Genomic DNA, 24,156 nt, shown 5'->3' on the forward strand with positions numbered 1-24,156 from the left:
GTCTTGCGCCAGGGTGGCGGGGGCAATCGCGAGCACGGCGAGGGACAGCAGAACAGATCGCATTTCACTCTTCGAAGGGAAGCTGCGCCTTAAGCTTCGTCCTTGGTCCTGAGCGAAACGTATCGTCCAGTTTCCGACAAATACGAAAAAGGCCGCCGGACGACCCGGCGGCCTTTTCTGTTGGGCGATCCCGGAAGGATCAGAAGCGGAAGCTGGCCCGCAACAACAGGGAGTAGCGAACGTAGTCCTCGATGAACTCGGCGTCGCCGCTGATCGACAGCATGCCCAGGGCGTTGCCGATGTTGACGTTGAAGCCGACGATCGGGCCGCCGCCCTCGATGGTGTCGGGCGTCAGGCGGAAGCTGTCGGTGCTGCCGGCGAAGCGGGCGATGGTCTCGCCCGGATCGACCGAGATGTTCTGGCGCCAGCCCAGGCGCAGCTCGGGACGAATCCAGCCGTTGCGGCCCAGGTTCATGCCGACATTCATCGCCGCGGTGGCCGAGAACAGGTGACCCTCGCGCTCGTCGATGATCAGGTCAAAGCCGTCGCCGCCGCCCTTTTCACGACGGGCGTCCTCGCTGAGCGAGAAATACTCGGCATAGACTTCGGGGCGGATGGTGAAGCGACCGACCTCGCGCTGATAGGAGGCGCCGCCGGCGAGGGCGACGGTCCAACCGTGCCAGTCGGATTCGTTCTTCAGGTTGATGCCGTCGGCCACCAGCTGGCGGGTCGCCTCGAACGAGGCGTAGCCGCCCGCAGCGCGGGCCCAGGTTGTCCAGTATTGACCCTGTGCGCGCCAGTAGAGGCCCAGTTCCAGCAGGTTGGCGGACAGGACTTCCTCAGCTTCAGCCTCGGGATCCTCGAGATCCGAGGAGGTGTAGGCGGCGGTGATACCCAGGGCGCCGAAGCCGGTGCCGCGCTCCACGCCGCCCGCGACGCCGAACCCTTCCGAGCGGAAGCCGTAGGTGTCGGTGCGATCCTTGTCAGCGTAGAAATTGATTTCCTGCACCCAGGCGCTGGTCTGGCCCGGGGCGGCTGCGGCGTTGCGACCGGTCAGGGCGCGAGTCACGGCGTCGACGCCGCTGGCCAGGGACAGCAGCGGACCGCCCGAATGGTCCGGCAGCATCTGTTCGAACAGATTGCCAAAGCCCTCGCGGTCGGTCTGGGCCAGGAAGGCGTTGCGAACGGCTTCGTTATCATACAGCGCCTGATAGACGGCGTCGTAGGCCTGTTCCTCGACCTTGATCAGGTTGGCCTCGTCCGCACGACGGCGGCGAACATCCACATAGACATCGCCCGCGGCCAGGTCGGCGCCCACCTCGGCTACGAACAGATAGGGCGAGTCACTCAACAGCGAACTATCGGTCCTGTCATAGGTCAGGGAGCCGGGGTCGGCGTTGATGATGGTGAAGCGCGCCGGATCGTCGATCAGCGAGGTGAAGCGAACGCCCAGTCCGGCGCCTTCGGCGATCGTCGTCGCCCCCGAGACGTTGAATCCGGCCGATGATCCCACGGTCGCGGGGTCCAGTGTCACGATCAGGCTGCCGTCCGCGCCGACATTCAGGCTGCTGACGTTGGTGCGGCTGGTCTGACGGGCGTCCAGGACACCGTCGGTCACATTGATGTCCAGTTGGCCGTCGCTGTCGGTGATAGCGCCTCGAATGGCAGCGCCGCCGGTGATCGACAGGCTGTCTGCGCCCGCGCCGAATGAAATGTCGCCGTTGACCGTTCCGTTGCGGATATCCACCACGTCGGCGCCCGAACCCAGCTTGATGGCGCCGGTGATCGCCGGCTCACGCGAGTTAGGCACACCATCGCCGTCCGTGTCGGGATCGGCTTCGGTGGGATCGAATTCGATGCCTTCCTGGATCAGTGTGACACCGGTGCTGTTGGCGCTCACGTCAATCGCGGTCGTCGTGCCGGTGATGTCGTCGCCGTCTGCGTTGGCGGCCAGGCCTGTCTGAATGGTGCGAGTGTTGCGGATGGAGGTGAGAGTGCCGCTCTTGTCGACAATGGCGCCCACCGTGGCGACGCCGCCGCCAGCCGTTCCTGTAATGACACCATCATTGACCAGGCTGGGCAGATTGGCGCCGGCCTCGATCAGAACGCCGGTGATGTTGGCTTCTTCATCGCTGTAGCCGCCGCCCGTGATTGAACCGGTGTTGATGAAGGTCGGGGTGGATGCGCCGGCGCCGAAACGCACACCCGTGGCGTCCGCATCACGCGCCGAACTGGTGATCGAACCTTCGTTACGCACGCCGCCATCGATGTTGACGGTTTGTCCGCCAGCCAGACCGCCGATCTGTACAGCCGTGGCGTCAACTTCGGCATAGACGCCGCTGGCGGTGATGGAGCCGCGATTGATCACGCCATAGGCGGAATCGCCCGTCCCTACGACGCCCAGATTCACGGCCTGGGTTGTTGAGCCGATCTGGAGAGCCGGCGCGGCGCCATAGGTCGTTATCGAAGATGTGCCTTCGCTGGCGTCAAGGATACCGTCGCCATCACGGTCGGTATCGTCGCGATTCTTGGTGCCGTCGCCGTCATCGTCTTCATCGCCGTTCTTGACGCCGTCGTCGTCATCGTCGCCATCCACGCCGCCGTCAGCATAGGCGGGACCCTTGTCCAGAAGAACGCCGCCGCCGACATTGCCGGCGATGGCGACGGCGGGGCCGCCCTGCAACAGGTCGTCGGCGTCCAGATCTTCCAGATATAGCGCGTCGTCATTGACTGTGCCGGTGGTCGGCCTGGGGTTCGGAGCGGTCGTATGACGATAGCCCGTGCTTGTGATTGCGCCCTGCAGTTTGACGGCGCCCGCCACGTCGCCTTCCAGCGAGACAGCGGTCGCATCTTCGCCGCGCGCGTTAACCGCGCCCAGAATTTCTACATCGCCGGATACGTCGCCCTGAACACGTATGCCGTAGGTTTCAGTTCCGAGAACCGTTATTGTGCCCAGGCTTTGAAGATCACCCTGCAGGTCGGATTCAACCCGGATGCCATAGCTCTGATTACCTTCGACGGTGATGGAGCCTGAGCTTTCGATCTTGATGTCGCCGACGAAGGGGGAGGCCCCGGCCACGCGCAAGCCATGACGATTGGTTCCGGCGGCAAACGGGCCGTCGATGTCGCCATCGCCATCCGTATCCTTGTAGTCGTCATCATCAATCGAATCCGTGATGCTGATCGCGCCGCCGACCGTCACCGAACCAGTGTTGCCGCCGTTGACCAGAATGCCCGTCGCCCCGTCGGCGGCGTTGGCCATCGTGATGCGGCTGCCGCTGTCCAGATCGACGGTGTGGCTGGAGTTCAACGTGATGGCCGCGCCTGTGGTGACGGTGATCGAACCGTTGTTGGCCAGGCGGATATTATCTGGCGCGGTCCCGGTGGCGTTGGCGGTCAGGATCGGCGTCGTGCGGGCGGTGGAGATCACGACCTCGGCCTGAACACCGGTGGCCGCAACCAGGGGAGCCATGGCCGCAGCCGTCGCGAGCAGTTTACGCATTCGGAAGAAACCCCAAGTGGACGCGCACGGAAGTTCGGAGCGCCCGGACGAGGCTCCACGCAGTGTGCCCCAAGTTTCTCGAATTTGAGGCGAATGCAAGGCCGAAGCGTCTCGATCCGGGTCATCGGCCGCATTCCGGCGCCGAATGTCGCTTGAGCTTCACGCTTTCCAGCGCTACGGGCGCCGGATGGCCAGGTCCAAACGCGTCACTCGCATCCAAAGCCGACGCAAGGGCGTTGCATCGCCTCATTCCGGCGAGACCGATTCCATGACGATGATCGACACCGAGGTGCAGGAGAGCGAACTGCGCCTGATCCCGGGGCTGGATGAAGAGGTGTCGGACACCCTCCGTGCCCTGAAGGCTTCATCCGGCGATCCGCGGCCGCGTCTGGTGGACACGACCATGCTGTTCGCCCCGCGTTCCGGCGGCGTGAAACGCTATCTGCTGTCCAAGAAGGCCTGGCTGGCCGAGAATCGTCCGGGTCTGGCGCATTCGCTGGTCGTGCCGGGCGCGCGTCATGAGGCGGGCATGGACGGGATCGTCAAGCTGCAGGCCACGCGTCTGCCGTTCGGGGACGGCTATCGCTGGCCGACATCGGTGCGTCGCTGGGGCGCCTGGGTCGCGGCGCTGAAACCGTCGGTAATCGAGGCGGGCGACCCCTACACCCCCGGCCAGGGCGCGCTGGAGGCCGGTCAGAGGGCCGGCTGCCCGGTCGTCGGCTTCTGCCATTCCGATCCCGCCGGCCTGGCGGCCCTGCATTTCGGTGAATGGGCCAAGAAGCCGGTGGAAAAGCGCTGGGCCCAGCTGTTCTCGCAGTTTGACCGGGTCGTCTCGCCCAGCCGATTCATCGCGCGTCGGCTGGAAGAGGCAGGCGTCGGAAACATCGTCATTCGCCCCCTGGGGGTCGAGATCGACACCTTCCGGCCCGACCGCCGCGACCGCGACTGGCTGCTGAAGCGGCTGGGCCTGCCCGCCAGTGCGCGCCTGCTGTGCTTCGCCGGACGGCCGGCCAAGGAAAAGAACATCGATGTCCTGATCGAGGCGGTCCAGAAGCTGGGCGATCCCTATTATCTGGTGCTGGTGGGCGCCGGCACGGGCATGCCGCCCGAGGATCGCGTGATCGCCCTGCCGTATGAAAAAGACCCCAAGGCCGTCGCCCGGATCATCGCCAGTTGCGACGCCTTCGTGCACGCCAACGACAAGGAGCCGTTCGGTCTGATCGTGCTGGAGGCCATGGCCTGTGGGCGCCCGGTCGTGGGCGTGAACGCGGGCGGCGTGGCCGAGACGGTCGATCACACCGTCGGTCAGCTGGCGGCCAGCGCCGATCCGGACGACTACGCCCAGGCGGTCGAGGCCCTGTTCCAGCGCGACATCGAGGTCATCGGTCAGGCCGCCCGGCTGAAGACGGTCGAACAGTTCGCCTGGAACCGCGTCTTCGAGGACCTGTGCATGGTCTATGGTGAGGTCAGCGGTCAGGCCGCCTTCGTCCAGGGCCGCGAAGAGGCCGTCCACTAGGGGCGGTCAGATCTCCAGCTTCAGGCCCATGATCTCGGCGACGGCGCGCGCGCGCCGCCGGGTCTGTTCGCCCAGCAGAAGATCGGCATAGCCATTGGTCGCCGTCAGCCGCAGGGCGCCGCCATCGACAGTGGCGGTCGCATTAGCTAGCAGTTGCGGCGAACGACCCGACAGGTCGCAGGCCAATCGGATCGCCAGGCCCAGCGCCCGCGCGCGCGTCCGCGCCTGCTCGCCCAGCAGCATCCCGACGGTCGCCGGTTCCGGGGTGCGTGCGTCGCCGCCGTACCGGGCGTTCAGCGCGGTCGCCAGGAAAACCCGTTCCGCATGAGTCTGGCCGGGGATGGGGGATCTCAGGACCTGATCGAACACCAGCTCGATCCGGTGATCGGGATGCAGCCGGGCGCCCAGGTCCGCCAGGCGACAGGCCGAGGCGGTCAGCAGGGCGTCCCGCTCGGCGCCGAACGCCTCGGGCATGGCGGCCGACAGATTGGCCAGCCAGCCGCTGAGCGCGCGAGGCAGGGCCGGATCGACGCCCTGACGCCCGCCCAGCGCCGAACAGCCGGCCAGCAAGGGATCGACCGCGGCGGTTTCGGCGTCGAACCCCTCGGTCAGCAGGCCCTCGCGCACACCCCACGCCGAGAAGACGATAGACTGAAGGCCCAACGTCTCGATCAGTCCTTCCAGCACCAGGGCGGCGTAGGGCAGGGTCTCGGCGCGCTTCTTCGACACGCCCGGCAGGCGATCCAGTGAGGCGCGGGACTGCACCGCCACCAGCCGCGCCAGATCGCGCGCATCGCCGGCGCTCATGGCGTATTGGTGCACGATCCGCAGGGGGTGGTTCGACAGGGCCATATGGACCTGCGCCAGCGTCCGCCACGCCCCGCCTACGGCGTTCAGGGTCGATGTCTGATAGTCGGCGGCCACGGGCTTCAGCCGCCGCCCGATGACATCGCGCAGGCGCCCGGCGTCAAATCCCTTGGGGTCCGCCAGAGTGAACGGCCCCAGCGGCAGGGTGACGCCTTGCCCGATCTTGTCCTGTCCGATGCGAATCAGCTCCAGACTGGCGCCGCCCATATCCCCCGCCACGCCCCGGGCGGTCGGGTCGCCCGCCAGCACGCCCATGGCGGCGTATCGGGCCTCTTCCTCGCCGGTCAGGACGCGGATTTTCAGCCCTGTCTGGGCCGCCACGCGGGCGCAGAAGTCGGGCCCGTCCGAGGCTTCCCGAACCGCCGCCGTTGCGGCCACGATGGTCAGGTCCGGCCGCACCCCCTCGATCACGGCGGCGAAGCGGCGCAGGGCGACCAGCGCCCCCGGCACGCCCTCGGCCGACAGGCGCCCGGTTTCGGACAGGCCACGCCCCAGTCCGGCCAGCACCTTTTCGTTGAAGACGGTCCAGACCGCCCGACCCTCCAGCCGGTACAGGACCAGTCGGACCGAGTTCGATCCGATGTCGATGACCGCGACCTGACGTGGCGGTCCTTCGGAATCCGCGGGCATCACCGACGTTTCCGGGCCTTGGGGCCCGCATAGCTCAGCACGCCGGGCAGGGTCTTCACCTTGCGGCCCCGGCCGGACAGGCTGGGGTTGGTCATGAAGTATTTGTGCGCCGAGAACGGCCGTTCGGCGTCCACCGGCTGGACCCGTCGATAGCGGCCGTCGGGCTCCAGCACCCAGCTCTGGGTGTCGTCCTTCAGGTTGGCGACCATGATCTGGTCCAGCACCTGATCGTGGACGGTGGCGTTGCGCACCGGGGTCATAAGCTCGACCCGGCGATCCAGATTGCGCGGCATCCAGTCCGCCGAAGAGATATAGACCCGCGCCTTGTTGCTGGGCAGATCGTGGCCGTTGGCGAAGGCGATGATCCGGCTGTGCTCAAGGAAGCGGCCGACGATCGACTTGACCCGGATATTCTCGGACAGGCCCGGCACGCCGGGACGCAGGCAGCAGATCCCCCGCACCACCAGTTCGATCCGCACGCCCCACTGGCTGGCCCGGTACAAGGCGTCGATGATCTCGGGATCGACCAGCGAGTTCATCTTGGCCCAGATGGCCGCCGGCTTGCCTTTGGCTGCGGCGGCCATTTCCTTGCCGATCAGTTCGACCAGCGAGCTCTTCATGTTCAGCGGCGAGACGACCAGCGCCTCCAGTTCGTCCGGCGTGGCGTAGCCCGTGATGTAGTTGAACACCCGCGTCGCATCGCGACCCAGCACCGGATCGCAGGTGAACAGGCTCAGATCGGTGTAAATTCGCGCCGTGACCGGGTGATAGTTGCCCGTGCCGAAGTGGCAATAGGTCCGCAGGGCCTCGCCCTCGCGACGCACGACGACGCTGACCTTGGCGTGGGTCTTGTATTCGACGAAGCCGAAGACGACGTGGACGCCCGCCCGTTCCATCGCGCGCGCCCATTTCAGGTTCGCCTCCTCGTCGAAGCGCGCCTTGATCTCGACCAGTGCGGTGACGTTCTTGCCGTTCTCGGCCGCCTCGATCAGGGCGGCGACGATGGGGCTGTCCTTCGAGGTGCGATACAGCGTCTGCTTGATGGCGATGACGTTGGGATCGCGCGCCGCCTGACGCAGGAATTGCACCACCACGTCGAAGCTCTCGAACGGATGATGGATCAGCATGTCCTTTTCGCGCACGGCCGCGAAGATGTCGCCGCCGTTGTCGCGAACCCGCTCGGGATAGCGGGGCTCATACCCCTTGAACTTCAGCTCCGGGTGGCCGCCGGGGATCAGTTCGGACATCTGGGCCAGACCCAGCATGCCGTCCACCAGCACCACGTCCTGCGGCTGGGCGTGCAGTTCGCCGATGATGAAGCCGCGCAGATCCTCGGGCATGGACGCCTCGATCTTGATGCGCACGACCGAGCCCAGGCGGCGCTGCTTCAACGCCTCCTCGAACTCCATGACCAGGTCCTCGGCCTCTTCCTCGATCTCGATGTCGCTGTCGCGGATCAGGCGGAACACGCCTTTTTCCAGAACCTCGCAGCCGGGGAACAGGTGGTCGATGAACAGCAGCAGCAGGTTTTCCAGCGAAATGAACCGCTTGCGGCCCGGCGCCGACCGGCCGTCCGTGGCCAGCGCCCAGAACCGGCGCACCTGCGTCGGCACGGGAACCAGGGCGTACAGGATGCGGTTGTCCCGCGTCCGCTTCAGCTTCAGCGCCAGCGAGAAGCCGAGGTTCGGCAGGAAGGGGAAGGGATGGGCCGGATCGATCGCCATCGGCGTCAACACGGCGAACAGCTGGTTCAGGAATTCGGGCTCCAGCCGCTCGCGCTCGGTCTTGGTGATGGTGGCGGGGTCGACCACTTCGATCCCGGCGGGGGCCAGCGCCTTCTTCAGGATGCGCCAGCAGCGCTGCTGTTCCGCCATCAGACCCCCGGCGGCGGCGTTGACCTGCTCCAGCGCCTCGGTCGGGGTCAGGCCGTCGGGCGACACCACCCGCACCCGCTCGCGCACCTGGCCCTTCAGGCCGGCCACGCGGGTCATGAAGAATTCGTCCAGGTTGTTGGCCGATATCGACAGGAAGCGCAGCCGCTCCAACAGCGGATGGGCCGTGTTCGCCGCCTCTTCCAGCACGCGCCCGTTGAACGCCAGCCACGACAGTTCGCGGTTGATGAACCGCTGGGGCGAGGCCATCAGCGCCTCTGACAGCTCCAGCTGCGGAGCGCGGGAGGAGGGGACTTCCTCGCCGGTGTTGTCTTCGGCGATAGGCGCGATCTCGGTCATGCGACTGTTTTCGCTCGCGCGTGTGACGGCTGCAAGCGTGCTGGCCGCACCCGCCCCGGAATTGCTCGGGGAATCAGGGCGCCGGCCCGGCCAAGCCAAAGGCCTATTCGGCCTCACCCTCGATCACCTGACGGGCCAGCATGCGGGTGACGGGGCGATGCAGGGCGTCCAGGCGCGCCGCCATGTCGTGCGCGGCCGCGGCCGAACGTTCGATCCGCCGAACCAGATAGTCGATCACGTCCTCGCCCGGCGCGATGCTGCGTTCGGCGAAGGCGGCGCGCAGCATGGCCGCCAGAACGGCGTCGTCCGGCGCCTCGACCGTCACAGTGCGCGTGGACGCCAGCCGTGAGTGCAAATCGGGCAGGGCGACGGTCCAGGCCGCCGGCGCCTCGCGCGCGATCATCAACAGGGCGCCGCCCCCCGACTGGGTCAGATTGATCAGGTGGAACAGGGTTTCGTCATCCGCCCGGCCTGCGTCGTCCAGCAACACCGGACGGCCTTCCAGCTCCAGCGGATCGGCCAGGGCGGCCTCTTCTCCGAACAGCGGAATGGCGCCGACGCGCTCGGCCCAGATCTCGCCTAGACGGCTCTTGCCGCTGCCGACGGGACCGCACAGGGCCAGGCGCTCGCCGGGCTGTCGGGGCCAGTCGGCCAGCGCCGTGATCGCCTCGCGATTGCTGTCGGAGACGACCAGCGCCGTCGCGGCCGAGGGCAGGTCGCGTTGCAGGGGTAGTCTCAGCTGATCGATCGGGTCGGGCATGACGTCGTCCTTAGCAGAGGAAACGGTCCACGCGCTCTCCTGCCCCATGCCTCTGGTGGACAAGGCGTCGGGCCTGTGGATGGCGCGCCAGCCTTGACTTTCGGGGGCGATGATGCGCCCTTCCGCCGCTTCCAATTCCCGCTGTTTTCGCAGCCGATCTCGCAGACGAAATCACCACATGCACGCCTATCGCTCCCACACCTGCGGCGCCCTTCGTTCGACCGACGCGGGCTCGAATGTCCGCCTGTCCGGCTGGGTCCACCGCAAGCGCGACCACGGCGGCCTGCTGTTCATCGACCTGCGCGACCACTACGGCCTGACCCAGCTGGTGCTGCACCCCGAGACGCCGGGCTTTGACGCCGTCGAGCGTCTGCGCGCCGAAAGCGTCATCAAGATCGACGGCGAAGTGGTCAGCCGCTCGGCCGAGACCACCAACGCCAACCTGCCCACCGGTGAGATCGAAGTCCGCGTCCAGGCCGTCGAGGTCCTGTCCGAAGCCGCCGAACTGCCGCTGCCGGTCTTCGGCGAGCCGGAATATCCTGAGGAGATCCGCCTCAAGAACCGCTTCCTCGACCTGCGCCGCGAGACGCTGCACAGAAACATCGTCCTGCGCTCCAAGGTGATCCACTCGATCCGCCAGCGCATGGTCGAGCAGGGCTTCCTCGAATACCAGACCCCCATCCTGACGGCCTCCTCGCCCGAAGGCGCGCGCGACTTCCTGGTCCCCAGCCGCATGCATCCGGGCAAGTTCTACGCCCTGCCGCAGGCCCCGCAGCAGTTCAAGCAACTGCTGATGGTCTCGGGCTTTGACCGCTATTTCCAGATCGCGCCCTGCTTCCGCGACGAAGACCTGCGCGCCGACCGTTCGCTGGAATTCTACCAGCTCGACGTCGAAATGAGCTTCGTCACCCAGGAAGACGTCTTCGCCGCCATCGAGCCGCTGATGAACGGCGTCTTCAACGAGTTCGGTGACGGCAAGCCGGTCTCGCCCATTGATGAAGTGCATAGTTTCACCAACGATTTCGGCGAGAGCTTCGAGCACAAGGGCTTCGAGCGCCTGACCTATGCCCAGTCGATGAAATGGTACGGCTCGGACAAGCCGGACCTGCGTAACCCGATCAAGATGCAGGAGGTGTCGGATCACTTCCGCGAAGGCGGCTTCGGTCTGTTCGCCAAGATCCTGGGCGCCGACGCCAGGAACGCGGTCTGGGCCATCCCGGCGCCGACCGGCGGTTCGCGCGCCTTCTGCGACCGTATGAACTCCTGGGCGCAGGGCGAGGGTCAGCCCGGTCTGGGCTACATCTTCTGGTCGGACGATCAGCAGGCCTGGGGCGGCCCGATCGCCAAGAACCTGGGTCAGGAGCCGACCGAGGCCCTGATGACGTCGCTGGGTCTGGGCAAGGGCGACGCCGCCTTCTTCACCGCCGGCGACCCCGCCGTCTTCGCCAAGTTCGCCGGTCTGGCCCGCACGCGCGTGGGTACGGAGCTGAAGCTGGTCGACGAGGAGCAGTTCAAATTCTGCTGGATCGTCGACTTCCCGATGTTCGAATGGTCGGAAGAAGAGAAGAAGGTCGACTTCAGCCACAACCCCTTCTCAATGCCCCAGGGCGGGATGGAGGCGCTGGAGACCCAGGACCCGCTGACCATCCGCGCCTATCAGTACGACATCGTCTGCAACGGCTATGAGTTGTGTTCGGGCGCGATCCGGAACCACAAGGCCGAGATCATGCTCAAGGCCTTCGAGATCGCCGGCTACGACGCCTCGGTGGTCGAGGAGCAGTTCGGCGGCATGCTGAACGCCTTCCGCTTCGGCGCCCCGCCGCACGGCGGTCTGGCCCCCGGCATCGACCGCATCGTCATGCTGCTGGCCAATCAGACGGCCATCCGCGAGGTCATCGCCTTCCCGCTGAACCAGCAGGGCCAGGATTTGCTGATGAGCGCGCCGGCCGAGGCCGCCGACAAGCAACTCAAGGAACTGTCGATCCGCACGGCCCTCCCGATCAAGATCTGATCGGGAGTCGCCGTCAGTTCACGACGGTCAGTTCACCGCAGCGAAATGCCGGACTGGCGGCGTCGGCGCTCTGGGCGCGACCGGCGTCCGGGGCGGCGCGGGCGGCCGCACCACAACGCGAGCGCCGCGACAGGTCTTGACGGTCAGCGACCCCGGCAACTGGGTCGTGCTGTCGCCGCAGGCCTCGTCGATCTGGTCCTGATCCAGACCCCGTGCGCCCGACAGGTCCGCCCCCCGGATATCCGTGCGGGTCATCGAGGCGCCGGTGAAGTCGGCGCGGGCGAAGGTTCCCCCCGTCAGTCGCGCGCCGTCCAGGCTGGCGCTGCGGAAGACGACGTAGGAAAAGTCGCCGTTCGTCAGGTTCGAGGCATCCAACTCAGCCCCGGTAAAGTCGGCGTTACGTGCGCTGACGTTCGACAGGGTGGCTCCGACGATCTCGCTGGAGCGGAAGTTGGCGCGGGTCAGATTGGCGCGGTTCATGTTCACGCCCTGCATCTCGGCGCCGATGAAGTCCGCGCGCGTCAGGTCGGCGCGGGTGAAATTGGCGCCCTGAGCCTCGGAACTGCGCAGGTTGGCGTCAGTAAAGACGCTGTCGGTGAAATTGGCGCCGACGATGGTCACGCCGATCAGGTCCGCACGGGTGAAATTGGCCCCGGTGAAGTTCGAGCCGATCAGTTCGGCGCCGCGCAGATTGGCGCCCACCAGGCTGGCGTTGACGAACGACGCGCCGGCAAAGGTCGCGCCGGTCAGATTGCGTCCCGCCAGTTCGCAACGGTTGCACGATCCGCCCAGCGACACCGAACGGGCCACGTCCCGATCCTGTTCGCCGGAAGGTGTCGAGGCGAAGGCCGGCGCCGCCACCGCCAGGCTGGCGGCGAAGGCGGCCGTGACGGCCAGACTCGAAGTCCACATATGCAGAGCGGTCTTTTTCACACCCCATCCATGCGCGTAATAGCGGGCGGCCCCTACTTAAATCGCGGTAAGATTGGCGTCTTTCAGCAGGCGGGAATGCGCAGCCCGGCAGGCAGCACGGTGGCGTCGTCGCCGCAGGCCTGGTTCAGCCTGCTCTGGGTCAGTCCGGTGGCGCGCGCAAGCTGCGCCCCCGAGAAATTGACTCCCGTCAGGGTCGCGCCGGAAAACGCCGCCCCTTCCAGATAGGCGCCGACAAAGCTGGCGTTGGTCAGGTTCGCGCCTGTGAAGTTCGAGCCCGAGAACACGCCGCCATAGGCCTCGACATCGCGCAGGTCGGCGTTGCTGAAACGGGTGCGGTTCATCACCGCCAGGCTGAGGTCCGCCTGGCGCAGGCGCGATCCGGACAGGTTCAGACCCGATTTCTCCAGTCCACCCAGTTCGGCCTGGAACAGGTTGCAGCCTGAACAGCTGGCCCCGCCGCGCACACGGGCGATCTGACCGGCGTTCTGTGCCAGGGCGGGCAGGGCGGTCAGACCAAGGGCCATGACGATAAGGGCGGTCTGGATCGGTTTCATCTGGGCGACTTTCGGACGTTCACATCCATCCACAGCAAGAACCGGGCCGCCGGGCGGGATCAGCCGCCCTGCATCTGGGGCGCCGCCCCGCAGCTGTCGCAGGTCCAGCCGCCGCCTCGCTGTTGCAGGGTGAAATCGCCGCAGGCCGGGCAGGCGACCGCCTCACCGTCGCTATCGGGCGCGGGCGTCTCGTCCCGCTTCCGGCCGAACGGCACGACCACCAGATTGTCCGGCGTCGCGCCGCGGGCGAATCCCTTGGAGATAAACCGGGCGGCGGGCACCGTCTCGGCCGCGCCGTCCGCCGGTTCTGCGCCCAGACCGTCCGGATTCAGGCTCTCGGGCTGGGCGTTGGCCAACTCGTGACGGTCCAGATAGGACACCCCAAGCTCGCGGAAGATATAGTCCAGGATCGACGTGGCCGAGCGGATGGAATCGTTCCCCGTCACCCGCCCCGCCGGCTCGAACCGGGTGAAGACGAAGGCGTCAACGAACTCGTCCAACGGCACGCCGTATTGCAGGCCGATCGAGATGGCGATGGCGAAATTGTTCATCAGCGACCGGAAGGCGGCGCCTTCCTTGTGCATGTCGATGAAGATCTCGCCCAGTTCGCCGTCTTCGTATTCGCCGGTGTGGATATAGACCTTGTGCCCGCCCACGGCGGCCTTCTGGATATAGCCCTTGCGGCGGTCCGGCAGCTTGCGCCGCGTGCGGTCGCGCTCGACCACCCGTTCGATGATCCGCTCGGGCGAGGGGGGCGTTTCGGCGGCGCGCGGTGACAGGCCGGCGGGCGGCGTGTCGGGCAGGTCCAGGGTAAAGCGGGCCGGCGCCTCGTCCCGGCTCATAAGCACCACGCGTCGCCCGTCCGTCGCGGCCTGGCCCAGGCCGCGTACGGCGTCCAGCGCGGTCGCGCGCCACTCCAGCGCCAGCACGGTGGGCGCCGGAATGTCGGCCGCGACGTCCGCGATCCCGCGGCACAGTCCCTCCAGCGTCGCCGGGTCGACGGATAGCCAGTCGGCCAACGCCGCCGGGGCGTCCGGCCAGTCACGCAGATCGGGATGCCCGAACACCCAGCGCGCGGCCGCACCCCGCGCCTCGTCGTCAAAGCCCAGCCGTGCCAGCAGGGCCTCGCCCACTTCCGTCAGGCCCAGTACGTCGCGCAGGAAGCCGGGGTCCAGCACCGGCTCGCGGAAGGCGTCGTCGAAGCCCTCGACATCCGCAAAGGCGCGATCCAGCGCCTCCAGCTCGACGTCGGTAAAGCCCACGGCGCGCAGGGCCGCCTGGTCGAAACCGGGCGCCTCGGCCAGGGTGCGCCGCCCGAACAGCCAGCGCTCGGCGCCATCCAGATCGCCGACCGCCCGGCGGATCGCCGTGGCCAGGGCGGGGCGCAGACGACGGCCGATCTCGCCGTCGCCCGTCTGGAACACATCAATGGCGGCGAAGGGCGAAACGCCCAGTCGCAGGGCTGTCTCGGCATCCTCGCGCCACAGGGTGACGGTCGTGTTGCGCAGGCCCCGATTCGCCACGTCCGCGCGCAGTTCGCCCAGCCGCTGCGCCGCCCGATGCGATCGCGTGTCCTCACTGGCGTTCAGGGTGGCGATCCGGCTGTTCAGGGCCGTCAACCGGTCCTCCGCGCCGGTCGTCCAGTCCTCGCAGGGGCCGAGCGGGTCGGCCAGCGCGGTCGCCGCCGACAACGCACCGACGCCGATTACGCCCGCGACGCCGCCGGCCGCAGACGGCGCCTCGCCCAGCGACAGCAGCGCGTCCGGCAGGCCGTGCAGCGCCAGCACCAGCGGACGCGTCGTCGCGACCGCGTCATCCGGCGTCGCCAGCTCCAGCGCCGTCGCCCACAGCTGGGCCAGATGCTCGGCGGCCGCGTCAAAATCATCGCCCGCCAAGTGCGCCAGCGCCGCCAGGTTCAGCCCCACCGACGGCGCGACCGCAGCCTCCGCCAACACCTCGGCGTCGCGCGGGTCAAAGGTCAGCAGCAGGCCGTCGGCCAGCGCCGCCTCTGCCGCCAGCACGGCCTCGGGCGCGCCCGCCGCGATCAGGGCGCGGTCGACACAGGCCTCCAGTCGGACTGCCCCGGGCGCGGCGTCCAACCCGGCCACCGGCCCCCGCTCGCCGTCGATGGCGCGCAGGATTTCGGCGTCCGACGCGCCGCTGGCGCGGGCGGCCAGGGCGGCGCGCGCCAGGGCGGGGTTGCGCGCGGGGTCGGCGCAGTGGCCGCGCGGTCCTTCGCAACGCGTCACGGTGTCGGCGACGGCGTTCAACGCCTCGGCCAGTGCGCGCGTTGCGCCCCCGGCCAGTCGCCGTGCGCGCGCGGCCGCAGCCTGAGCGTGGATCAGGCCGGCCGCCTCCGGGTCGGCCAGGTTCAGCGCGGCGCTTCGCACCTCCCGCGACGCGGCTGATGGCGCGGCCAGGCCCAGCAGGATCGATCCGGTCAGTTCTGCGGCGAAGGCGGCGGCGTCCGCCGGGCGTTTGAACGCGCCCTTCGCCCGGCCCCGCGCGGCCAGCGCATTGGCCCAGTCGGCGACCGACTGACGCAGCGGTGTTTCGGGGGCGTCCAGCCAGTCCAGCCACGCCTCGATCCGCGCATCGGTCCAGTCGGACGGCGCCTCTACCGACACAATGCGGTCCGGCCGCTCGACGCTGCGGTGCTGAAAGGTCAGGTGCGACGCCCGTTGGGCGAGGCGCGGGTCAAAGCGCATGCGACGGTCTCCGTCGGTGATCCCTTCGACGTTAGGGCCCGCGCGCACTCCCATGCAATAAATCTTGCGGTCGGAGACATGGTTACCCCCAAGATATTGAGTTGCCTTATCCGCAGCGGCCGCTGGACGGGACGGCCTGCGGTTTCTATGATCGCGCCGCGCGCCGGAAGCGTCCGGCAGGCCAGTGCGAATGGATTCGACGACGTGCTCAGCAAGATTTTCACCTGGTGGAACGGCGCCACCATCGGCACCCTGTTCACCATCGCCAAGCGGGGCGAGCATGTCGGCACGGACGACTTCGGCAACCGCTATTACCTGTCGCGCGACAACGTCAGCTATGACGGCCGCCGTCGCCGCTGGGTGATCTACAACGGCTATGCCGACGCCTCGAAGGTGCCGGCCGAATGGCACGGCTGGCTGCGCTACACGCTGGATGAGCCGCCGACCGTCGCCCCCCTGCGCCGCCGCGCCTGGGAAAAGGACCACCTGCCGAACCTCAGCGGCACGCCCATGGCGTGGCGTCCGTCGGGCTCGCTGGCGAACGAGGGCCAACGCCCCGCCGCGACCGGCGACTATCAGGCCTGGACCCCGGAATGACGCCGCGCGCGCGCAATCTGGTCGGTTGTGCGCTGGCGATCAGCCTGCTGGCGACCGGCGGCGGGGGCGTGGCCTCGGCCCTTCAGGACGCGCCGCAGGACGCCCGTCCGGCCGCTGATCCCGTTGGCGACCTGATGCGCAATCCGCAGCCCGCGCCGGCGACCGAGACGCCGCCCGCGGGCACGCCCGCGCCCGTCGCCCCCATCGTCGTGACGCCCCTGCCGGAAGACGCGCCGCTGACGCCCATCCTGGTCCCCGAGGCGGAAGTCGAGACTGAGGAGACGGCCGAGGTCGAAACGGTCAAGGCCCCCGAGGAGCCCGCCAAGCCGGAGCGCCGCCAGCGCCGCCGCGTCGCCGTCATCCAGGCTATCGACAAGATCACCGCCGAAAGCATGCGCTTCGAGGTCGAGGTCGGCGGCCGCCCGGTTCGCTTCGATAAGGCGCTGATCTTCACTGCGCGCGCCTGCGAAATCAGCGGCGCGGGCGAACAGGTCGACGACTCGGTCGCCTATGTCGAGGTGACGCTGCAACCGCGACCGGGCATCCAGGCCGCCCAGCCCCGCCAGATCTTCCGCGGCTGGATGTTCGGCTCAGCCCCGTCGGTCAGCGGCCTTCAGCACCCGCTCTATGACGCCTGGGTCGTGGGCTGCAAGGCATAGGTCACCGCCTCCGCGCCCGTCAGAGACGCTGTCAGGACGGTCTTGTCGGGTTCGATCCGCAGCGCCGGTTTCAGCATCCGCAGATAGGCGGCCTGCGGTGTCTCGACCGCGCCGAACTGGCTCAGATGCTCGGTCAGGAACTGCGCGTCCAGCAGCCGCCATCCGCCCAGCCGCAGTCGCGCCACCAGATGGACCAGCGCGATCTTCGATGCGTCCCGGGCCCGGCTGAACATGCTCTCGCCAAAGAACGCCCCACCCAGGGTCACCCCGTACAGGCCACCGACCAGAACCTCGTCCTGCCAGCATTCGACGCTGTGGGCGTGGCCGCGCGCATGCAGTTCGACATACAGCCGCCGGATCGGATCGTTGATCCAGGTGTCCTCACGACCCGCCGCCGAGGCCGCGCAGGCATCCAGCACGGCGGTGAACGCCGTGTCGAAGCGCACCTGATATGGCTCCGACCGCACCGTGCGCCTCAGGCGTGACGGGATGTGGAACCGGTCCAGCGGTATGACGCCCCGCTGGTCGGGCTCCACCAGAAAGACACGCGGATCGTCGCGCGCCTCGGCCATCGGAAAGGCGCCCCGGGCATAGCAGGCCAGAAGTTCCTCGGGCCCAAAGGCGCCGAAAGGTCCGTCGGCGCTGAACCCCGGCTCTTCCAAGGCGGCTTTAGGCCTTGGCCTTCTGCGCCGCCGCCCACTTCTCCAGCCAGTGGATGTCATAGTCGCCCGACAGGATGTCCGGCTCCTGCAACAGCTTCTGGAACAGGGGGATGGTGGTGTCGACGCCGCCGATGACCATCTCGCCCAGGCTGCGCTTCAGCCGGGCCAAGGCCTCCTCACGGTCGCGTCCGTGCACGATCAGCTTGCCGATCAGGCTGTCGTAATAGGGCGGGATCGAATAGCCGGCGTAGATGGCGCTATCCAGACGCACGCCCAGGCCGCCCGGCGCGTGGAAGTCGGTGATCGTGCCCGGCGACGGGGTGAAGGTCTCGGCGTTCTCGGCGTTGATCCGCACCTCGATGGCGTGACCCTCGAAATGGATGTCGTCCTGGGTGAAGGACAGCGGCAGGCCGGCTGCGATGCGCACCTGTTCGCGCACCAGATCTACGCCCGTGATCATCTCCGTGACCGGATGCTCGACCTGCAGGCGGGTGTTCATCTCGATGAAGAAGAACTCGCCGTCCTCCCACAGGAACTCGATGGTGCCGACGCCCAGATAGCCGATGGCGGCGATGGCCTTGTTGACCGTCTCGCCGATGGCCTTGCGACCTTCGGCCGACAGGGCGGGCGAGGGGGCCTCTTCCAGAACCTTCTGGTGGCGGCGCTGCAGCGAACAGTCGCGTTCGCCCAGGTGCACGACGTTGCCGTGGCTGTCGGCGATGACCTGGATCTCGATGTGGCGCGGCTTCTGGAGATAGCGCTCCATATAGACGGCGCCGTTGCCGAAGGCGGCCTTGGCTTCGGTCTGGGCCGTCTGCACGGCCTCGACCAGATCGTCGGCCGTCATCGCGACCTTCATGCCGCGCCCGCCGCCGCCGGCCGCCGCCTTGACGATCAGCGGGAAGCCGATGGCCTTGGACGCCTCGATGGCGGCCTCGATGGTCTCGACCTCGCCGTCAGAGCCGGGGACGCAGGGAATACCGGCTTCCAGCACCGTCTTCTTGGCGCTGATCTTGTCGCCCATGACCCGGATATGCTCGGGCTTGGGACCGATGAAGGTCATGCCGTGGGCTTCGACGATCTCGGCGAAGCGCGCATTTTCCGACAGGAAGCCATAGCCGGGGTGGATCGCCTGGGCGCCGGTGATCTCGGCCGCCGCGATGATCGACGGGATGTTCAGATAGGACTTGGCCGCCGGCGCCGGGCCGATGCAGACGCTCTCGTCCGCCAGCCGCACCCACATGGCGCCGCGGTCGGCTTCGGAGTGCACGGCGACGGTGGAGATGCCCATCTCCTTGCACGCCCGATGGATGCGCAGCGCGATCTCGCCGCGGTTGGCGATCAGGACCTTGGTGAACATGACTGGGCCTTACGCCTCGAGCAGGACGAGGGGTTCGCCGAACTCGACCGGCTGGGCGTCGCCGACCAGGATTTCCGACACCACGCCGTCACGCGGCGACTGGATCGGGTTCATGGTCTTCATCGCCTCGACGATCAGCAGGGTCTGGCCCTTCTTGACCTTGTCGCCCGCCTTCACGAAGGCCGGGGCTTCCGGCGACGCTTGCAGATAGACGGTGCCGACCATCGGCGACTTCACCTCTTCGCCCGACCGGGCGACGATGGTGGCCGGGTCCGACGGCATCGAGGCCGGGGCGGGCGCCGCAGCGGCCGGGGCGGCGTGCACGACCGGGGCCGGGGCGTACTGGATCGGGGCGGCGGCGACGGTGACTTCGCGCTTCACCTTGATCTTCAGATCGCCGCGCTCGACCTCGATCTCGGTCAGGTCGGTGTCGTTCAGGATGTCGGCCAGGCTGCGCACCAGAACGGTGTCGATCTCGCCCGCCGGGTCGTTCTTCAGGGGTTTTTTGTCGTCGGCCATCGGGTTTTCAGTCTCTATCGAAATGTTGCGAACGGCCTTCAAGCTGACGCGCGTTCCCGCACGAGCCGAAGGGCGGCCTTGACGGCCAGTTCATAGCTGAACGGGCCAAGGCCCGAAACGACGCCGGTCGCCGCCAGCGAAACATAGGAGTGACGGCGAAATTCCTCGCGCGCCGCAGGATTGGACAGGTGGCATTCCACAATCGGTATGCTCAGGGTCTTGAGCGCGTCCAGCACCGCCACCGAGGTGTGGGTGAAGGCCGCGGGATTGATCACCAGGGCGGACGCTTCGGTCCGGGCCTGCTGGATCCAGTCGATTAGTTCGCCCTCGTGATTGGTCTGGCGAAAGACCACACGGGCCCCCTCGGCGGCGGCCTCGCACAGCGCCTGAATGTCGGCCAGCGTATCCCGGCCATAGATTTCAGGCTCGCGCGTTCCCAACAGATTCAGGTTGGGGCCGTTCAGCACATGGATGACGGGGGGAACGGGCATTCGCTCGACAGGCAGCGCGCCGAAAGCGCGGAATCAAGCGGCCTTGTAGCCCATGGCGCCCGCGCGGCAAAGCGGGACAAACGAAAAGCCTTACGTCACGGCAACTGCGCGCCTTGGGCTCCCGCATCGCGCTGTGATAAGGCGGCGGCCTGACGTAAGGAGCCAGTGATTTGCGTATCGAGGTCAACGGCGAGGGGCGGGACACCGCCGCGACGACCATCCTGGGCCTGGTCCAGGAACTGTCGCTGGACCCGCGCAAGGTGGCGGTCGAGCGCAATCTGGAGATCGTGCCCCGCTCGCTGCACGCCACGACCGCCCTGGCCGAAGGTGACCGCATCGAGCTGGTCCAGTTCGTCGGCGGCGGCTGACGCGCGCCATCAAATCCCGCAACGCGCCTTTCCCCCCGACCCCGGCGGCGCTAGGTCAGAGGCATGACCGACACCGCCTCTCACAAAGACACTTGGACCGTCGCGGGCCGCACCTTCAACTCGCGCCTGATTGTGGGCACGGGTAAATACCGTGACTACGCCCAGAACGCCGCCGCGGCCGAGGCGTCGGGCGCCGAGATCGTCACCGTGGCCGTGCGCCGGGTGAACCTGACCGATCCCAGCCAGCCGGTGCTGACCGACTTCCTCGACCCGAAACGCTACACCTATTTGCCCAATACGGCGGGCTGTTTCACCGGCGAGGACGCGGTGCGGACCCTGCGTCTGGCGCGCGAGGCTGGCGGCTGGACCCTGGTCAAGCTGGAGGTCCTGTCCGACCCCCGCACCCTGTTCCCCGACATGGAAGAGACCCTGAGGTCGCTGAAGCTGCTGACCGCCGAGGGGTTCCAGGTCATGGTCTATTGCACCGACGACCCCGTCTATGCGCGCAAGCTGGAAGACGCGGGCGCCGTGGCCATCATGCCGCTGGGCGCCCCGATCGGCTCGGGTCTGGGCATCCAGAACCCGGTCAACATCCGCCTGATCGTCGAACAGTCGAAGGTTCCGGTGCTGGTCGACGCGGGCGTCGGCACGGCCTCGGACGCAGCCGTGGCGATGGAGCTGGGCTGCGACGGGGTGCTGATGAACACGGCCATCGCCGAGGCTCGCGATCCGGTCCTGATGGCCAGCGCCATGAAGCACGCCGTCATCGCGGGGCGTCAGGCCTACCGCGCCGGGCGGATGCCGAAACGCATGTACGCCGACCCCTCGTCGCCGCTGGCGGGCCTGATCTAGGGCGTCAGCTTACGCGCGGGCGGGGCAGGGCGCCCAGGTGCCGGGTCATGGCCATGGCCGCGGCCTTGACCCCCTTCTGCATGGCGATGTCCGTCGCCCCGGCCGGGGCGCGCAACAGGCCGATGGCCGGGCTTTCGGGGCCGTCGGGCAGGCCGGTCAGCACGCGGTACAGCAGATAGCTGCCGGCGTCGTCCTCGGCCTCCGACGACGCGGCGGCGGTCAGTCCCGCGTCCTTCAGCGCCTGAACCATCTCAGCCACCGGGGCGGTCGACCGCGCGACGCCGGGGCCGGTGTGATCCAGCCGCGCGCCGTCCGACTTGCGGTTCTCGGCGCGCATCTGGACACGGAAATCGGTGGCCCGACGGGTCCGCCCGACCAGCAGGATGGCCCGCGCGCCCAGGTCGCGCACCTGGCTGGCCAGGGTGGCGGCCAGGGCCTCGGGGTCCGCCGCCTCGACCGCTACGGTGCGCGCGCCCTGCGGGCTCCACAGATTGCCGGACAGGTCCTCGACCGGGTCCCAGCCGTGCTCGTCGCGGTCATAGGCGCAGATGACGATGGCGGGTCGTCGGTCCGTCGCGGCTTCAGTCGGGCTGGCGAGCATGGACGCTGTCCTACTATGACAGTGGTGTGACGACGGGACGCACCCTGTCGGTCCCGCCGGTCGCCGTCAAGCCTGAACGCCGTTCAGGTCAGCCCAGATCGCCCACCGCCGCATCCAGCAGCATGAAGGCGCGACCGGCGTCGGACGCCAGCCGCGACTGGATGCCGTCGGCGTCCCCGGCCTTGGCCATCGCCGTCAGGCCCTGGCCAAAGTCGTGGACATAGCGTTCCACGTCCGCCTTGACCTCGGCGTCGGCCAGCACGCGGCGCGACACGCTGCGCACGGCGGCCGGGGCCACGCGGCGCACGATCTGGCGGGCGCGGTCCGGTTCGCGCGCGGCCAAGGCCTCGGCGGCTTCCTCGACGCGCGAGCGGGGCAGCAGGGCGTTGGGATCGACCCCCATACGCCGGATCACGCCGGTGATGCGATCGGCCAGCTCAGCCGGCTCGGCCGGCGGGGGCAGGGGGCTGTCCAGATCCAGCGGCGCCTCGTCGCCCCCGTCATCGACCAGATCGGCCCAGTCCAGCCCGTCCTGCGACGGCGGAGCGGCCGCGCGCTTGGGCTCGGTCGGCTCCAGCTTCAGGCGGCCGCGCAGGCCGAAACCGCGCCCCTCGGTCGTGCGGGCCGGCCGCGCGGGTGTGGCGGGCGCCTCGGGCTCGACCATGGGGTTCAGTTCGCGGCGGCGGCCCGGCGCGGGCGCGTCGCCGGAGACCACGCCCATCAGGCGCACCGCCTCGGTCAGCATGTCGTAGTTGCGGCGCACCCGCTCCTGGAAGGTGGCGTCCAGCGCCTCGGTGTCCTCGGCCGCCTTGCGCGAGGCGGCGGCCAGGGCGGCCAGCCCGTTCTCGACCGAACTGCGCATGGCCTCGACCCGCTCGCGCGCCTGGTCGGGCAGGGCGGCGGCGCGTTCGTCCAACTCGACCAGCGAGGTCTCGACCTGGGCCATGGCGACGTTCATCCGCTCGACCATCGCCTCCAGCCGCTCCAGCGCCTGCTGGCCGGCCTCGTCCACCAGCCCGGCGGTCTCGCCCACGATGCGGCGGGCGCCCTCAATGCGCGCCTCGGCGGCCTGATCGGCCTTCTGGGCGGCGTCAAACAGGGATTCGTTCAGGCGGTCGGCGCGAATGCGAGCCTGATCGGTGGCGGCCTCGGCCGCGTCCCGGGCGTCGCTGGCCGTGGCCTCCAGCGTCGCGAGGGCGCGGCGGGTTTCTTCCACCAGGGCGTCGCGGGCCTCGGCGGCCAAGGCCTCGAACCGGTCCAGCGCCAGCTTGGTGGCCCCATCGAAGCTGTCAGCTTCGCGCTGGGACATGTCGATCAGGGCGCGGAACTGGTCGGCGGCGGCCTCGACCAACTCGCGGATCGCGTCATTGGCGCCGGTCGAGGTCTGGGTCAGTTCGACAGCCGCGCCGCGTGTGGCCGACAGGTGTTCGGTCAACTGGGCCCGCTGGCTCTCCAGCTGGGCCGAGAAATCCTCCTGATCGGTGCGCAGGGCATAGGCCGCGGTGACCAGCGCGGCGCGTTGCTGGCCCAGGCCTTCCTCGACGGACTGAATCTGTTCGGCGACGCCCGAACCGGCGCTTTCCAGACGCAGCGTCTGGCGGGCCAGATCGTCGGCGGCGCCCCGTGCGGCGTCCTGCGCCTCTCCGGCGGCGGCGGCCAGATCGGCGGCGCGCGCGGCCAGAGCGGCCTCGGCCTCACGCAGCTGGGTCTGGGCCAGGTCGGAGGCGTCGACCACCATCCGAGACTGGCGCTCGACCGCGTCCATGACGCCGGTCGCCTGACTGTCCAGCTGGACGCCCAGGGTCTGCATCTGGTCGCGCTCGCGGCCCAGGGTTTCGGCCAGACGACGGGCGGTGCGCCCGGCCGTCTCGGCGGCCTCGTTCAGGCGGGTGGTTTCCTCGGACAGGGCCTGACGCAGCAGGGCCATGTCGTTGCGCGCGCGTTCGGCCGCCACGGCAGCCTGATCGATGTCCCCGCGCAGCGACATCAGCACCTCGCCGGTCTGGCGCGCGGCCAGCGCGGTAGGGGCGACCAGCGCGTCGGACAGCTCACGGGCGCGGCGGGTTTCGGCGGCCAGGCCGGCGCCCTGACGCACGGCATGGGCCAGCATGATCGCCAGTCCGGCGGGGGCCAAGGCTATCAGAGCGTAGACGGCCAGTCGCAGCGGCTCCAGCGCGACCGCCCCGGATCCGATCTCATAAGCCAGCCACGAGGCCACGCCACCGATCCACAAGGCCGACGCCAGGCCGGCATAGACATAGGCGCTGCCGCCGGCCTTCGGGGCCTTGGTCGCAGGCTTGTCGGCCTTGACAGGGGGCGGAGCGGGGTCGGGGAT

General features: G+C 68.4%; 19 protein-coding genes. 6 read left to right on the forward strand and 13 right to left on the reverse strand.

Annotated features, from left to right (window positions below; genetic code table 11):
* Positions 1 to 199: 199 nt before the first annotated feature.
* A complete protein-coding gene (locus tag EON91_RS10405; protein ID WP_292094295.1) occupies positions 200 to 3,502 on the reverse strand; it encodes an autotransporter outer membrane beta-barrel domain-containing protein in 3,303 nt (1,100 codons plus the stop codon).
* A 268-nt stretch (positions 3,503 to 3,770) separates the two neighbouring features.
* Here EON91_RS10405 and EON91_RS10410 point away from each other — a divergent pair, with 268 nt between their 5' ends.
* The gene (locus EON91_RS10410) at positions 3,771 to 5,018 is read left to right on the forward strand and encodes a glycosyltransferase (protein WP_292094296.1); all 1,248 of its coding nucleotides are present in this window, start codon (positions 3,771 to 3,773) and stop codon (positions 5,016 to 5,018) included.
* A 6-nt stretch (positions 5,019 to 5,024) separates the two neighbouring features.
* On the opposite strand, the gene EON91_RS10415 is transcribed toward EON91_RS10410, so the two are convergent.
* The 3 genes from EON91_RS10415 to EON91_RS10425 form a co-directional block, all read right to left on the reverse strand.
* Positions 5,025 to 6,515, reverse strand: coding sequence for a Ppx/GppA phosphatase family protein (locus EON91_RS10415; RefSeq protein ID WP_292094298.1), 1,491 nt, complete (start codon positions 6,513 to 6,515; stop codon positions 5,025 to 5,027).
* Positions 6,515 to 8,746: an RNA degradosome polyphosphate kinase gene (locus tag EON91_RS10420; protein ID WP_292094299.1), complete on the reverse strand. Its 2,232-nt coding sequence runs from the start codon at positions 8,744 to 8,746 to the stop codon at positions 6,515 to 6,517. The genes EON91_RS10415 and EON91_RS10420 overlap by 1 nt, the downstream gene beginning before the upstream one ends.
* 103 nt (positions 8,747 to 8,849) lie before the next feature.
* Complete coding sequence (locus EON91_RS10425; RefSeq protein ID WP_292094301.1) at positions 8,850 to 9,506, reverse strand: chromosomal replication initiator DnaA; 657 nt, start codon at positions 9,504 to 9,506, stop codon at positions 8,850 to 8,852.
* A 178-nt stretch (positions 9,507 to 9,684) separates the two neighbouring features.
* On the opposite strand from EON91_RS10425, the gene aspS reads away from it, so the two are divergent.
* Positions 9,685 to 11,517 carry an aspartate--tRNA ligase gene (gene aspS / locus EON91_RS10430; protein WP_292094302.1) on the forward strand — a complete coding sequence of 611 codons (1,833 nt, stop codon included), beginning with the start codon at positions 9,685 to 9,687 and terminating at the stop codon, positions 11,515 to 11,517.
* 27 nt (positions 11,518 to 11,544) lie between these two features.
* On the opposite strand, the gene EON91_RS10435 is transcribed toward aspS, so the two are convergent.
* The 3 genes from EON91_RS10435 to EON91_RS10445 all read right to left on the reverse strand — a co-directional run bounded on the left by EON91_RS10435 (position 11,545) and on the right by EON91_RS10445 (position 15,712).
* The gene (locus EON91_RS10435; protein ID WP_292094303.1) at positions 11,545 to 12,450 is read right to left on the reverse strand and encodes a pentapeptide repeat-containing protein; all 906 of its coding nucleotides are present in this window, start codon (positions 12,448 to 12,450) and stop codon (positions 11,545 to 11,547) included.
* Between the two features lie 62 nt (positions 12,451 to 12,512).
* The gene (locus EON91_RS10440; RefSeq protein ID WP_292094304.1) at positions 12,513 to 13,004 is read right to left on the reverse strand and encodes a pentapeptide repeat-containing protein; all 492 of its coding nucleotides are present in this window, start codon (positions 13,002 to 13,004) and stop codon (positions 12,513 to 12,515) included.
* A 59-nt stretch (positions 13,005 to 13,063) separates the two neighbouring features.
* Complete coding sequence (locus EON91_RS10445) at positions 13,064 to 15,712, reverse strand: TSCPD domain-containing protein (protein WP_292094305.1); 2,649 nt, start codon at positions 15,710 to 15,712, stop codon at positions 13,064 to 13,066.
* Positions 15,713 to 15,916: 204 nt separating this feature from the next.
* On the opposite strand from EON91_RS10445, the gene EON91_RS10450 reads away from it, so the two are divergent.
* Entirely contained in the window at positions 15,917 to 16,309 is a 393-nt protein-coding gene (locus EON91_RS10450) for an NADH:ubiquinone oxidoreductase subunit NDUFA12 (RefSeq protein WP_292094306.1), read from the forward strand.
* The gene (locus tag EON91_RS10455; RefSeq protein WP_292094308.1) at positions 16,306 to 16,968 is read left to right on the forward strand and encodes a DUF2155 domain-containing protein; all 663 of its coding nucleotides are present in this window, start codon (positions 16,306 to 16,308) and stop codon (positions 16,966 to 16,968) included. The genes EON91_RS10450 and EON91_RS10455 overlap by 4 nt, the downstream gene beginning before the upstream one ends.
* On the opposite strand, the gene aat is transcribed toward EON91_RS10455, so the two are convergent.
* Genes aat through aroQ form a run of 4 tightly spaced genes read right to left on the reverse strand, consistent with a single transcriptional unit; the run spans position 16,935 to position 20,000 of the window.
* The gene (aat, locus tag EON91_RS10460) at positions 16,935 to 17,630 is read right to left on the reverse strand and encodes a leucyl/phenylalanyl-tRNA--protein transferase (protein ID WP_292094309.1); all 696 of its coding nucleotides are present in this window, start codon (positions 17,628 to 17,630) and stop codon (positions 16,935 to 16,937) included. The genes EON91_RS10455 and aat overlap by 34 nt on opposite strands.
* Before the next feature lie 7 nt (positions 17,631 to 17,637).
* Positions 17,638 to 18,990, reverse strand: a complete 1,353-nt coding sequence (gene accC, locus EON91_RS10465) for an acetyl-CoA carboxylase biotin carboxylase subunit (protein WP_292094311.1) — start codon at positions 18,988 to 18,990, stop codon at positions 17,638 to 17,640.
* A gap of 9 nt (positions 18,991 to 18,999) precedes the next feature.
* Positions 19,000 to 19,509 (reverse strand): acetyl-CoA carboxylase biotin carboxyl carrier protein, encoded by a 510-nt coding sequence (gene accB / locus EON91_RS10470; RefSeq protein ID WP_292094312.1) that lies wholly within the window; start codon positions 19,507 to 19,509, stop codon positions 19,000 to 19,002.
* 38 nt (positions 19,510 to 19,547) lie between these two features.
* A complete protein-coding gene (aroQ, locus tag EON91_RS10475; RefSeq protein ID WP_292094313.1) occupies positions 19,548 to 20,000 on the reverse strand; it encodes a type II 3-dehydroquinate dehydratase in 453 nt (150 codons plus the stop codon).
* A 170-nt stretch (positions 20,001 to 20,170) separates the two neighbouring features.
* Here aroQ and thiS point away from each other — a divergent pair, with 170 nt between their 5' ends.
* Together thiS and EON91_RS10485 are read left to right on the forward strand one after the other, a co-directional pair.
* The gene (thiS, locus tag EON91_RS10480) at positions 20,171 to 20,368 is read left to right on the forward strand and encodes a sulfur carrier protein ThiS (protein ID WP_292094314.1); all 198 of its coding nucleotides are present in this window, start codon (positions 20,171 to 20,173) and stop codon (positions 20,366 to 20,368) included.
* A 63-nt stretch (positions 20,369 to 20,431) separates the two neighbouring features.
* On the forward strand, positions 20,432 to 21,220 hold the full coding sequence (locus tag EON91_RS10485; protein WP_292094316.1) for a thiazole synthase: 789 nt from the start codon (positions 20,432 to 20,434) through the stop codon (positions 21,218 to 21,220).
* Positions 21,221 to 21,224: 4 nt separating this feature from the next.
* Here EON91_RS10485 and EON91_RS10490 read toward each other — a convergent pair whose 3' ends face one another.
* On the reverse strand, positions 21,225 to 21,821 hold the full coding sequence (locus tag EON91_RS10490) for a hypothetical protein (protein ID WP_292094317.1): 597 nt from the start codon (positions 21,819 to 21,821) through the stop codon (positions 21,225 to 21,227).
* A gap of 88 nt (positions 21,822 to 21,909) precedes the next feature.
* The coding region (locus EON91_RS10495; protein WP_292094319.1) for a tipN at positions 21,910 to 24,156 on the reverse strand (2,247 nt) is incomplete at its 5' end.

Source organism: Brevundimonas sp. (assembly GCF_004210735.1).
Taxonomy (GTDB): Bacteria; Pseudomonadota; Alphaproteobacteria; order Caulobacterales; family Caulobacteraceae; genus Brevundimonas.

What these genes read in the sequence shown, in the direction of transcription:
- accB (WP_292094312.1), bottom strand. Translation starts at nt 19,509, where the DNA reads ATGGCCGACGACAAAAAACCCCTGAAGAACGACCCGGCGGGCGAGATC.
- accC (WP_292094311.1), bottom strand. Translation starts at nt 18,990, where the DNA reads ATGTTCACCAAGGTCCTGATCGCCAACCGCGGCGAGATCGCGCTGCGC.
- EON91_RS10445 (WP_292094305.1), bottom strand. Translation starts at nt 15,712, where the DNA reads ATGCGCTTTGACCCGCGCCTCGCCCAACGGGCGTCGCACCTGACCTTT.
- EON91_RS10420 (WP_292094299.1), bottom strand. Translation starts at nt 8,746, where the DNA reads ATGACCGAGATCGCGCCTATCGCCGAAGACAACACCGGCGAGGAAGTC.
- EON91_RS10410 (WP_292094296.1), top strand. Translation starts at nt 3,771, where the DNA reads ATGACGATGATCGACACCGAGGTGCAGGAGAGCGAACTGCGCCTGATC.
- EON91_RS10440 (WP_292094304.1), bottom strand. Translation starts at nt 13,004, where the DNA reads ATGAAACCGATCCAGACCGCCCTTATCGTCATGGCCCTTGGTCTGACC.
- EON91_RS10415 (WP_292094298.1), bottom strand. Translation starts at nt 6,515, where the DNA reads ATGCCCGCGGATTCCGAAGGACCGCCACGTCAGGTCGCGGTCATCGAC.
- EON91_RS10405 (WP_292094295.1), bottom strand. Translation starts at nt 3,502, where the DNA reads ATGCGTAAACTGCTCGCGACGGCTGCGGCCATGGCTCCCCTGGTTGCG.
- EON91_RS10490 (WP_292094317.1), bottom strand. Translation starts at nt 21,821, where the DNA reads ATGCTCGCCAGCCCGACTGAAGCCGCGACGGACCGACGACCCGCCATC.
- EON91_RS10455 (WP_292094308.1), top strand. Translation starts at nt 16,306, where the DNA reads ATGACGCCGCGCGCGCGCAATCTGGTCGGTTGTGCGCTGGCGATCAGC.
- EON91_RS10485 (WP_292094316.1), top strand. Translation starts at nt 20,432, where the DNA reads ATGACCGACACCGCCTCTCACAAAGACACTTGGACCGTCGCGGGCCGC.
- aspS (WP_292094302.1), top strand. Translation starts at nt 9,685, where the DNA reads ATGCACGCCTATCGCTCCCACACCTGCGGCGCCCTTCGTTCGACCGAC.
- EON91_RS10425 (WP_292094301.1), bottom strand. Translation starts at nt 9,506, where the DNA reads ATGCCCGACCCGATCGATCAGCTGAGACTACCCCTGCAACGCGACCTG.
- aroQ (WP_292094313.1), bottom strand. Translation starts at nt 20,000, where the DNA reads ATGCCCGTTCCCCCCGTCATCCATGTGCTGAACGGCCCCAACCTGAAT.